The sequence below is a fragment of the Streptomyces sp. NPDC090994 genome (genome assembly GCF_044768905.1).
Taxonomy (GTDB): domain Bacteria; phylum Actinomycetota; class Actinomycetes; order Streptomycetales; family Streptomycetaceae; genus Streptomyces.
This window is the reverse complement of the sequence record NZ_JBIVWS010000003.1, coordinates 1-10,847: the sequence shown is the minus strand read 5'-3', so window position 1 is coordinate 10,847 and position 10,847 is coordinate 1. Positions and strand designations below refer to the sequence as shown.

8 protein-coding genes are annotated in these 10,847 nt (G+C 74.1%); 7 read left to right on the top strand and 1 reads right to left on the bottom strand.

Annotated elements, in window-relative coordinates; genetic code table 11:
* Positions 1-302: 302 nt before the first annotated feature.
* From ACIQR3_RS07425 to nadE, 6 genes are all read left to right on the top strand, one after another.
* Complete coding sequence (locus ACIQR3_RS07425; RefSeq protein WP_403535502.1) at positions 303-1,499, top strand: prenyltransferase/squalene oxidase repeat-containing protein; 1,197 nt, start codon at positions 303-305, stop codon at positions 1,497-1,499.
* On the top strand, positions 1,496-2,158 hold the full coding sequence (locus ACIQR3_RS07420; RefSeq protein ID WP_403535499.1) for an SCO2322 family protein: 663 nt from the start codon (positions 1,496-1,498) through the stop codon (positions 2,156-2,158). Before ACIQR3_RS07425 ends, ACIQR3_RS07420 begins: the two co-directional genes overlap by 4 nt.
* Complete coding sequence (locus ACIQR3_RS07415) at positions 2,148-3,245, top strand: CbiQ family ECF transporter T component (RefSeq protein WP_403535497.1); 1,098 nt, start codon at positions 2,148-2,150, stop codon at positions 3,243-3,245. Before ACIQR3_RS07420 ends, ACIQR3_RS07415 begins: the two co-directional genes overlap by 11 nt.
* Positions 3,242-4,942, top strand: coding sequence for an ABC transporter ATP-binding protein (locus tag ACIQR3_RS07410; RefSeq protein WP_403535495.1), 1,701 nt, complete (start codon positions 3,242-3,244; stop codon positions 4,940-4,942). Before ACIQR3_RS07415 ends, ACIQR3_RS07410 begins: the two co-directional genes overlap by 4 nt.
* Positions 4,939-5,763 (top strand): ECF transporter S component, encoded by an 825-nt coding sequence (locus tag ACIQR3_RS07405; protein WP_403535493.1) that lies wholly within the window; start codon positions 4,939-4,941, stop codon positions 5,761-5,763. Before ACIQR3_RS07410 ends, ACIQR3_RS07405 begins: the two co-directional genes overlap by 4 nt.
* Positions 5,764-5,965: 202 nt before the next feature.
* Positions 5,966-6,802, top strand: coding sequence for an ammonia-dependent NAD(+) synthetase (nadE, locus tag ACIQR3_RS07400; RefSeq protein ID WP_403535491.1), 837 nt, complete (start codon positions 5,966-5,968; stop codon positions 6,800-6,802).
* 107 nt (positions 6,803-6,909) lie between these two features.
* On the opposite strand, the gene ACIQR3_RS07395 is transcribed toward nadE, so the two are convergent.
* Positions 6,910-8,988: a bifunctional glycosyltransferase 87/phosphatase PAP2 family protein gene (locus ACIQR3_RS07395; protein WP_403535489.1), complete on the bottom strand. Its 2,079-nt coding sequence runs from the start codon at positions 8,986-8,988 to the stop codon at positions 6,910-6,912.
* A 389-nt stretch (positions 8,989-9,377) separates the two neighbouring features.
* Here ACIQR3_RS07395 and proP point away from each other — a divergent pair, with 389 nt between their 5' ends.
* Positions 9,378-10,751 (top strand): glycine betaine/L-proline transporter ProP, encoded by a 1,374-nt coding sequence (gene proP / locus ACIQR3_RS07390; RefSeq protein ID WP_403535486.1) that lies wholly within the window; start codon positions 9,378-9,380, stop codon positions 10,749-10,751.
* Positions 10,752-10,847 lie beyond the last annotated feature (96 nt).

The following is a 10,847-nucleotide window of genomic DNA, read 5'->3' as shown; positions in this document are numbered from 1 at the left end:
CCGTTCCTGACGCCCGTCACAGGGACGGGTAAAGTAGCGAGGTCGTATCACACCCGTACGGGAGGAAGCCGGTGCAATTCCGGCGCCGACCCTCCCCCACTTCTCGACTTCGCTCGAACCGGGGGACCCCCATCCGCGAGCCCTCCAGCAAGGGGGGTGCAGCCGGATCGTCCGGACGGGACCGTGACCGGCTCACGTGCCCGGCACCCGCCGCGCACGGGCACCGTCGAGGCATACGGGGCCGAGCCGCCGGGGGTGCCCCGTGCTGCCCGTCCCCGCACAGGGAAAGGCATCCGCCGCTCATGAACGTCCTTCGCCGCAGCGCCGTGGCGCTGGCCGCCGTGGCCGTGGTCGGCGCCGCCGCCGTTCCCTCGGTGGCCGCCGGCCCGTCACCGTCCGCGTCCCCCTCCCTGCCGTCCGGGCTCTTCGGTACCTCCGACCCGACGTACGACGGGGTCTGGCGGCAGTCCCTCGCGCTGCTCGCGCAGGACACGCAGGGCGTCACCCCGGCGCCGTCGGCCGTGGACTGGCTCACCGGGCAGCAGTGCGCCGACGGTGCCTTCGCGCCCTACCGCTCCTCCACCGCCGCGGACTGCGGCGCCAAGACCGCCGTCGACACCAACAGCACGGCCGCCGCCGTCCAGGCCCTCGCCGCGCTCGGCGGCCACGACGACGCCGTGGACTCCGCCCTGACCTGGCTGAAGTCCGTACAGAACGAGGACGGCGGCTGGGGCTACTCCCCCGGCGGCGCCAGCGACGCCAACTCGACCTCCGTCGTCATCGGCGCGCTCACCGCCACCGGCACCGACCCCGCGAAGATCTCCAAGGGCGGCAAGTCCCCCTACGACGCGCTGCTGACGTTCGCCCTCCCCTGCGCGAAGGGCGACGGTGCCTTCGCCTTCCAGCCGGACGAGGACGGCAAGCTCACCGCCAACGCGGACGCCACCGCCGCCGGAGTGCTCGGCGCGCTCGGCAAGGGCCTGGTCACCGGGCCCGGCGAGGCGGCGGGCGACGCCGCGTGCGCCGACGGCGGCGACCGGGAGCAGGCCGCCGCCAACGGGGCCGCCTACCTCACCGAAGCCCTCGCGAAGGACGGCCACCTCACCTCCGCCCTCGCCGGCGCCGAGGACCAGCCGGACTACGGCAACACCGCCGACGCCGTCGTCGCGCTGGCCGCGCAGGGCGGGGCGGAACGGGCGGCCGAGCCGCTGGCGTGGCTGGAGAAGAACGCCGGGAGCTGGGCCAGGCAGAGCGGCCCCGCCGCCTACGCCCAGCTCGTCCTCGCCGCGCACGCCGCCGGCGCCGACCCGACCGACTTCGGCGGCACCGACCTGGTGAAGGCACTGAACGCGACGGGGCCGAGCCCCACCGACACGGACGAGAAGGAGGAGGAGGGGAAGGCCGACTCCCCGTTCGGCACCTGGTGGTACGTCGGTGTCTTCGCGGTCGTCGGCATCGGCATCGGCTTCCTGATCAGCAACCGGAAGCGGCAGCCGTGATCCGCCGGGCCGCCCTCCTGGCCCTGGCCGCGCTGTTCCTCGCCGTGGGAGTCGCCGGCGCGGGGCAGGCGCAGGCCGCCGGCTACCGCTACTGGTCGTTCTGGGACCGCGACGGCGACCGGTGGACGTACGCCACGCGGGGTCCGTCCTCCGCCCGGCCCGACGACGGGGACGTCCAGGGGTTCCGGTTCGCGGTGAGCGAGGACTCGGGGGACGCGGCCCGGCCGCGCGGGACGGCGGACTTCGCGGAGATCTGCGCGCGGACGCCCGCGCGGGACGGCGCCAAACGGATCGCCCTCGTCCTGGACTTCGGTACGTCCGCCGACGCGCCCTCCGGCGAGACCCCGCCCGAACCCCGCACGGCCTGCGCCCGGGTCGACGCCGACGCGACGACGGCGGAGGCGCTCGCCTCCGTCGCGAAGCCGTTGCGGTACGACACGAACGCCCTGCTGTGCGCCATCGCGGGGTATCCGGAGACGGGCTGCGGGGAGGCGGTCGCGGACAAGGGGAGCGAGCCCACGGCTCCCGCGAGCCCGGCCGCCGGGAAGGACTCCGACGGGGGCGGCCCCTCGGTGGGCCTGCTCGCCGGCGTCGCCGTCGTGGCGGTGCTCGGCGCGGCGGCGGTGTGGCAGGCGAGGCGGCGCGGTCGTGGTGCGTGAGGGCGGTGGGGGCGCGACCGGCGGTGTCCATCCCGGCGCCTGGTGGCTGTGGGCCCTCGGCCTCGGTACCGCCGCCACCCGCACCACCAACCCGCTGCTGCTCGGTCTCCTCCTGGCCGTCTCCGCGTACGTGGTGACCGCCCGCCGCACGCACGCCCCCTGGGCCCGCTCCTACGGCGCCTTCGTCAAGCTCGCCCTGGCCATGCTGCTGATCCGGCTGTTCTTCACCGTCGCCCTCGGCTCCCCCGTCCCGGGCACGCACGTCCTCGTCACCCTGCCCGAAGTCCCGCTCCCCGACTGGGCGCAGGGCATCCGCCTGGGCGGCCGGGTCACCGCCGAGGCGCTGGTCTTCGCGCTGTACGACGGTCTGAAACTGGCCACCCTGCTGATCTGCGTCGGCGCGGCCAACGCCCTCGCCAACCCGTCCCGCCTGCTCAAGTCGCTGCCCGGCGCCCTGTACGAGGCCGGTGTCGCCGTCGTCGTCGCGCTCACCTTCGCCCCGAACCTGATCGCGGACGTCCGGCGGCTGCGTGCCGCCCGCCGGCTGCGCGGCCGGCCCGACAGCGGCGTACGGGGTCTGCTGCACGTCGGACTGCCGGTGCTGGAGGGCGCCCTGGAGCGGTCGGTCGCGCTGGCCGCCGCGATGGACTCGCGCGGGTACGGCCGTACCGCCCAGGTCCCCGTCGCCGTACGCCGGGTCACCGCCGGGCTCACGCTGGGCGGGCTGGTCGGCGTCTGCGCGGGGACGTACGGGCTGCTGACCGCCGAGGGCGGCACGTACGGGCTGCCGGTGCTGGGGGCCGGGCTGGCCGCCGCGCTGGCGGGGCTGCGGCTCGGGGGCCGCCGGTCGGTGCGCACCCGGTACCGGCCGGACCGGTGGGACGTACGGGCCTGGCTGACCGCCGGGGCGGGGGCGGCGGTCGCGGGGCTCATGGCGCTGGCCGCCGTACGCGACCCGGCGGCGCTGCACCCGGGTGTCGTGCCGCTCACCGCGCCGGTCCTCCCGCTGTGGCCGGCGGCGGCCTGTCTGCTCGGCCTGCTGCCCGCCTTCGTCACCCCCGCGCCCCGAGTCGAGGAAGTACCGTGATCCGCTTCGAAGACGTCTCCGTGACCTACGACGGGGCGGCCGGACCCACCGTGCGCAGCGTGGACTTCGAGGTGCCGGAGGGCGAACTCGTGCTGCTCGCCGGTCCGTCCGGCGTCGGCAAGTCCACCGTCCTCGGCGCGGTCGGCGGTCTGGTCCCGCACTTCACCGGGGGCACCCTCGGCGGCCGGGTCACCGTCGCCGGCCGCGACACCCGCACCCACAAGCCGCGCGAACTGGCCGACGTGGTCGGCACGGTGGGCCAGGACCCGCTGTCCCACTTCGTCACCGACACCGTCGAGGACGAACTCGCCTACGGCATGGAGTCGCTCGGCCTGCCCCCGGCCGTGATGCGCCGCCGGGTGGAGGAGACCCTGGACCTGCTGGGCCTGGCCCCGCTGCGCGGCCGTCCGATCGCCACCCTCTCCGGCGGGCAGCGGCAGCGGGTCGCGATCGGCTCGGTGCTCACCGCGCACCCGTCGGTCCTGGTCCTCGACGAGCCGACCTCCGCGCTGGACCCGGCCGCCGCCGAGGAGGTCCTCGCGGTGCTGCAACGCCTGGTCCACGACCTCGGGACGACGGTCCTGCTGGCCGAACACCGCCTGGAGCGGGTCGTCCAGTACGCCGACCGGATCGTGCTGCTGCCCGCGCCGGGCGCGGCGCCCGTCCTGGGCGCCCCGGCCGAGGTGATGGCCGTGTCGCCGGTGTTCCCGCCCGTGGTGGAGCTGGGCCGGCTGGCGGGCTGGTCCCCGCTGCCACTGACGGTCCGCGACGCCCGCCGCCGGGCGGCACCGCTGCGGGAACGGCTGGCCGCCCGGCCCCCGGTGCCGGTGGCCCCGGTCGCCCCGGCCGCCGCGCTCCCGGCCCCGCGCCCGCCCGCCTCCCGCCGGCTCCCGCGCCGGCGCCGCGCACCCGACGCTCCGGTCCCCGTCCCGTACGCCGCCGAGGTGCGCGGTCTCGCCGTCCGCCGGGGCCGCGTCCCGGCGCTGCGCCGCGTCGACCTCACCGTCTCCCCCGGCGAGACCGTCGCCCTGATGGGCCGCAACGGCGCCGGGAAGTCCACGCTGCTGGGCGCGCTGACCGGGCTGGTCGAGCCGAGCGCCGGGTCCGTGCGCACCGGGGGCCTGGTGCCGCACCGTACGGCACCCCGCGACCTGGTACGCCGGGTCGGCCTGGTCCCGCAGGAGCCGCGCGACCTGCTGTACGCCGACACGGTCGCCGCCGAGTGCCTGGCCGCCGACCGGGACGCGCACGCCGAGCCGGGCACCTGCCGCGCGCTGCTGTCCGGCCTGCTCCCCGGCGTCGCCGACACCGCCCACCCCCGCGACCTCTCCGAGGGCCAGCGCCTCACCCTCGCCCTGGCGGTGGTCCTCACCGCCCGCCCGCCCCTGCTCCTCCTCGACGAGCCGACCCGGGGACTGGACTACGGCGCCAAGTCCCGCCTGGTCACCCTGTTGCGGTCGCTGGCCGCCGAGGGCCACGCCATCGTGCTGGCCACGCACGACGTGGAACTCGCCGCCGAACTGGCCCACCGGGTCGTGCTGCTGGCCGAGGGCGAGGTGATCGCCGACGGTCCGACCACGGAGGTGTCGGTCGCCTCCCCCTCCTTCGCCCCGCAGGTCGCCAAGGTCCTCGCCCCGCAGCACTGGCTGACGGTCGCCCAGGTACGGGACGCCCTGGCACGGGAGGCCCTCGCATGACCCCCGGCCGCCCCCGCCGGGTCCGCGCCGTGCGCCTCGGCCCCCGCTCCGTCGCCGCGCTGGCGCTGGTCAGCGCGGTGGGCCTGGCGAGCATCGCCTGGCCCTTCCTCGCCCCGCCCGAAGCGGCGGTCAACGCCCACGCCCAGGACGCGCCGTGGCTGTTCGCGGGCGTCCTGGTGCTGTTGGTGGCCGTGGTCGCGGCGACCATCTCCGAGTCGGGGCTCGGCCCCAAGGCGGTCGCGATGCTCGGCGTCCTGGCCGCGACCGGCGCGGCACTGCGCCCGCTGGGCGCGGGCACCGCCGGCCTGGAACCGATGTTCTTCCTGATGGTCCTGAGCGGCCGGGTCCTCGGCCCCGGCTTCGGTTTCGTCCTCGGCTCGGTGACGATGTTCGCCTCCGCGCTGCTCACCGGCGGGGTCGGCCCGTGGATGCCGTTCCAGATGCTGTCGATGGGCTGGTTCACGATGGGCGCGGGCCTGCTGCCCTTCCCGGACCGCCTGCGCGGCCGTTCGGAGTTGCTCCTGCTCGCCGGGTACGGCTTCCTGGCCGCGTTCGCCTACGGCGTCTTCATGAACGCGGCCGGCTGGCCCTTCCTGAACCCCGACGGCTCGGACATCGCTCCCGACCCCGACGCCGGCCTCGCCGGCAACCTGGCCCGCTTCACCGCGTACTGCCTGGCCACGTCCCTGGGCTGGGACACGGGCCGCGCGGTGATGACGGTCGTCCTCACCCTGGCCCTCGGCACCCCGGTCCTGAAGGCCCTGCGCCGGGCCACCCGCCGGGCGGCGTTCGAGGCGCCGGTCACCTTCGAGTCAGTGTGACCACTCGTCGCGGGGTGACTGCCATCTTCCCGCGATACGTGAGCGTTCCGGCTCCTGCTGTCATGGGGGTGCCCGGATGAGCGGGTGGGTGGCACGGGGCTGTGGACTGGACAGGTCTTCCGCGCGCCAGGTGCCCGTCGGCTGCTGGACGGCCCGCCACTGACGTGGGTTTCGGCCGGACCCGGATGGATACAGTGCGTTGATGCAGAACCTACGCAAGCAGATCGTGTCCGAACTCGGTGTCCAGCCGGCCGTCGTCCCCGCCGACGAGATCCGGCGGCGGGTCGGTTTCCTCAAGGACTATCTTCGGTCGACCCCGGCCAAGGGGTTCGTCCTCGGCATCAGTGGCGGTCAGGACAGCACGCTGGCCGGGCGGCTGTGCCAGCTCGCCGCCGAGGAGCTGCGCGCCGAGGGGCACGACGCCACCTTCGTCGCCGTACGGCTGCCGTACGGGGTCCAGGCCGACGAGGACGACGCCCGGATCGCGCTCGACTTCGTCCGGCCCGACCGGTCGGTCACGGTGAACGTCAAGCCGGGCGCGGACGCCGTCGCCCACGAGTCGGCGCTCGGCCTGGCGGAGCTGACGGGCGAGCCCCGGCTGCGGGACTTCGTGCGCGGCAACATCAAGGCACGCGAGCGCATGGTGATCCAGTACGCGATCGCCGGGCAGCTCGGCATGGTCGTCGTCGGCACCGACCACGCGGCCGAGGCGGTGACCGGCTTCTTCACCAAGTACGGCGACGGCGGCGTCGACCTCACCCCGCTCACCGGCCTCACCAAGCGCCAGGGCGCCGCCCTGCTGCGGGAGCTGGGCGCGCCGTCCAGCACCTGGCAGAAGGTGCCGACGGCCGACCTGGAGGACGACCGGCCCGCGCTGCCCGACGAGGAGGCACTCGGCCTGACGTACGCCGAGATCGACGCGTACCTGGAGGGCGAGGAGGTCGCTCCCGAGGTGGCGGCGAAGGTCGAGTCGGTGTACCTCGCCACCCGTCACAAGCGGACCGTTCCGGTCACGCCGCTCGACGACTGGTGGCGCTAGAAGTACGGAGTACGGAGTACGGAGTACGGAGTACGGAGTACGGAGTACGGAGTACGGAGTACGGAGTACGGAGTACGGAGTACGGAGACTACGGAGTACGTACCAGGTCAGCTCGGGGCGGGGTCCTTCGCCTCCTTCGCGGGGGCGGGCGAAGGGCCGCCGCCGGTACCGGCGGCTCTCGCCGCGGCCTTGACCGTACGGGCCCGCGGGCCCTGGAACAGGTACGTCAGGCCGAAACCGCCGGCCACGACCGCCGCGCCGCCCACCGCGTCCAGCACCCAGTGGTTGCCGGTGGCGACGATGGCGGAGACGGTGAACAGGGGGTGGAGGAGGCCGAGCGCCTTCATCCACCACTTCGGCGCGATGATCGCGATCGTCAGGCCGCACCACAGCGACCAGCCGAAGTGCAGCGACGGCATCGCCGCGTACTGGTTGGTCAGGGCGGTGAGCGTGCCGTAGTCGGGCTTGGTGAAGTCCTGCACGCCGTTCACCGTGTCGATGATGCCGAGGTCCGGCATCAGGCGCGGCGGTGCCAGCGGGTAGAGCCAGAAGCCGACCAGGGCGAGCAGCGTGGCGAAGCCGATGGAGGCGCGGGCCCAGCGGTAGTCGACCGGGCGGCGCCAGTAGAGGACGCCGAGGACGGTCAGCGGGACGACGAAGTGGAACGACGTGTAGTAGAAGTCGAAGAAGTCCCGCAGCCAGTCGATCTTGACGACGGCGTGGTTGACGGCGTGCTCGATGTCGATGTGCAGGAAGCGTTCGATGCCGTGGATCTGGTGGCCGTGCTCCTCGGCGCGGGCCCGGCCGCCCGAGATGGTGCCGCCGGTCGCCGCGAGGCGGACCTTGGAGTAGGCCGCGTAGGTGACCCGGATGAGCAGGAGTTCCAGGAGCAGGTTCGGGCGGGTGAGGGCCCGGCGGAGGAACGGGAGGAGGGGGATGCGCCGGAAGCGGGCGGGGACGGGGGCCGCGTACTCGGTGGGGACGGGGGCGTCGAAGTACGGGGAGGTGCGGGAGAGGAACGGTACGGCGGTGGCGGCGGCGAGGACGGCGAGCAGGACGACGTTGTCGCGGACCGTGTACAGGGCCGCCATGTTCGGCAGGATCATCTTCGCCGGGAGCGCCATGACGAGGACGACGGCGACCGGCCAGACGTACCGGTCGGAGGCGCGTTTGCCGACCCGGCCGACGACCGCGAGGAGTACCCAGAGCAGCTGGTGCTGCCAGGTGGTGGGTGAGATGGCGATGGCCGCGCAGCCGGTGATCGCGACCGCGAGGAGCAGCTGGCCGTCGCGGGCGTAGCGCACGGCGCGGCGCAGGCCGAGGACGGCGACGGCGGCGCCGAGGACGGCGAAGAGGGCGATCTCCAGCGGGCCGTTCAGGCCGAGCCGCAGCAGGGCGCCGTGCAGGGACTGGTTGGCGAGGTCGTCGGCGGCGCCGCCGAGGCCGACGCCGGCCATGTGGTGCACCCAGTAGGTGTACGAGTCCTGGGCCATCGCGGCCCAGGCGAGCGCCGTGCAGACGGCGAAGGCGGCGGCGGTGGCGCCGGCGGCGCGGCGGCGGCCGGTGAACCACAGCAGCGGTACGAAGAGCAGCACGGTCGGCTGGAAGGCGGCGGCGATGCCGATGAGCAGGCCGCCGGCGCGTTCGCCGCGGACGGCGAGGCAGCCGAGGAGGACGAGCAGGACCGGGACGATGCTGGTCTGGCCGAGCCAGAGGGTGTTGCGCACCGGCAGCGAGATCATCAGCAGGCTGACCGCGACCGGGGCGGCGAGGAGCGCGGTACGGCGGCCGACCGGGCGGGGCAGGGCGCGGGCGGCGACCAGGCCGAGGGCCACGACCAGCAGCAGGGTGCCGAAGGTCCAGCCCCAGCCGAGGGCCTGTTCGGCGGCGCGGGTGAGCGGTTTGAGGACCAGTCCGGCGAAGGGGGTGCCGGTGAATCGGGTCGAGTCGTAGAGGGACCCTTCGACGTGCAGGACCCCTTGCGGCCCCACCCAGGTCTCCAGGTCCGTCAGCCGCTCGCCGCGCGGGGTGCTGAGCACCACCGCGAGCTGCCGTACGGCGAGGACGGCGGCGATCAGCCACAGTCCCGCTCGCGCCAGGTGCAGGCGTCCCCCGGCGGCTCCGACGGCTCTCGCCCCGAAGGCCTCCGCCGCCACCGTTCGCCCGCTGTGCTCCGCATTCGCCACGCCTCGTCGGCCTCCCGCCCCGCTCGTCCCACGCGTCCCGTGCGTGTGAGTTCCTTTGCGAACCTTATGAGGCTCGCACCACCCCCGGAGAGGGACGCAGGCAACCCCGTCTTCACCTGACGGCCGCTCTCCTTTTGTCCGGATGACGATAGTGCGGTCGCGGTTCGAGCGCCCCTCCGGAGAGCGACAAGGATCACAGCGGGGGCCGGTCCGGAACCGTTCGCGGCCGGAAGACGTCCCTGCGTGGACGCCCTTTTGGTGCACTGTGCAATGAATTCGGCACGGGGTGTGAGCAGGGGATTGCCGCCTATGGTCGTTTTTCGGCCCGGCGACAGCGCCGCCGTGCGGGTCGCGTCCTTGTCCCCGTCGAAAGGTAGGCGAGCGAAGTCTTGTCGGCTGCCACCGCTGCCCTTGTCTCTCCTCCGCCCTCCCGCACGCAGGCGCCACCGCCCGGTGTGACCGTGACCGACCCCGCGCTCGTCCGGCGTGCCGTGAAGGCGGCGGCGCTGGGCAACGCGATGGAGTGGTTCGACTTCGGCGTCTACAGCTACATCGCGGTCACACTGGGCAAGGTCTTCTTCCCGTCGGGGAATCCGACGGCCCAGTTGCTGTCGACGTTCGGCGCGTTCGCGGCGGCGTTCCTGGTCCGGCCGCTGGGCGGCATGGTCTTCGGTCCGCTGGGCGACCGGATCGGGCGGCAGAAGATCCTCGCCCTGACGATGATCCTGATGGCGGCGGGGACGTTCGCGATCGGGCTGATCCCGTCGTACGCGACGATCGGCGTGTGGGCGCCGGTGCTGTTGCTGGCGGCGCGACTGGTGCAGGGGTTCTCGACCGGCGGTGAGTACGCGGGGGCGTCGACGTTCATCGCGGAGTACGCGCCGGACAAGCGGCGCGGGTTCCTGGGAAGCTGGCTGGAGTTCGGGACGCTCGCGGGATACATCGGCGGGGCCGGTCTGGTGACCCTGATGACCGCGCTGCTGTCCGACGGTGACCTGACGTCCTGGGGCTGGCGCATCCCGTTCCTGATCGCGGGCCCGATGGGCATCATCGGCCTGTACCTGCGGATGCGGCTGGAGGAGACGCCGGCGTTCGCGGCGGAGGTCGAGAAGTCGGAGACGGCGCGGGTGAAGGTGCCGCTGCGGGACATGGTGAAGGGGCAGTGGAAGGCGCTGCTGCTGTGTGTCGGGCTGGTGCTGGTCTTCAACGTCACCGACTACATGCTGCTGTCGTACATGCCGAGCTACCTGACGAGCGAGCTGAAGTACGACGAGACGCACGGTCTGCTGGTCGTGCTCGCGGTGATGGCCCTGATGATGATCGTCCAGCCGTTCGCGGGGGCGCTGACCGACCGGGTCGGGCGGCGGCCGGTGATCGCGGCGGGGTGCGTCGGGTTCCTGGTGCTGTCGGTACCGGCGCTGCTGCTGATCCGCGAGGGCAGCCTGCCGGCGGTCGGCCTGGGCATGGCCGCGCTGGGACTGCTGCTGGTGTGCTTCACGGCCGCGATGCCGTCCGCCTTGCCGGCGCTGTTCCCGACGCGGGTGCGGTACGGGTCGCTGTCGATCGGGTTCAACGTGTCGGTGTCCCTGTTCGGCGGGACGACGCCGCTGGTGGTGACGGCCCTGATCGGGGCGACCGGGAACCTGATGATGCCCGCGTACTACATGATGGCCGCGGCCGTCGTCGGTGGCGTGGCGGTGTGGTTCATGACGGAGTCGGCGGGGCGTCCGCTGCCGGGGTCCGGACCGTCCGTGGAGCGGTGACGGTGCCTGCGGCGCCTGTGCGGGTCCGGTGGGGGTGCGCGTAGCGCCCAGTCGTGTGCGGGTGGGTCGGGGCCGGGGTGGGGGGTGTCCGTCCTC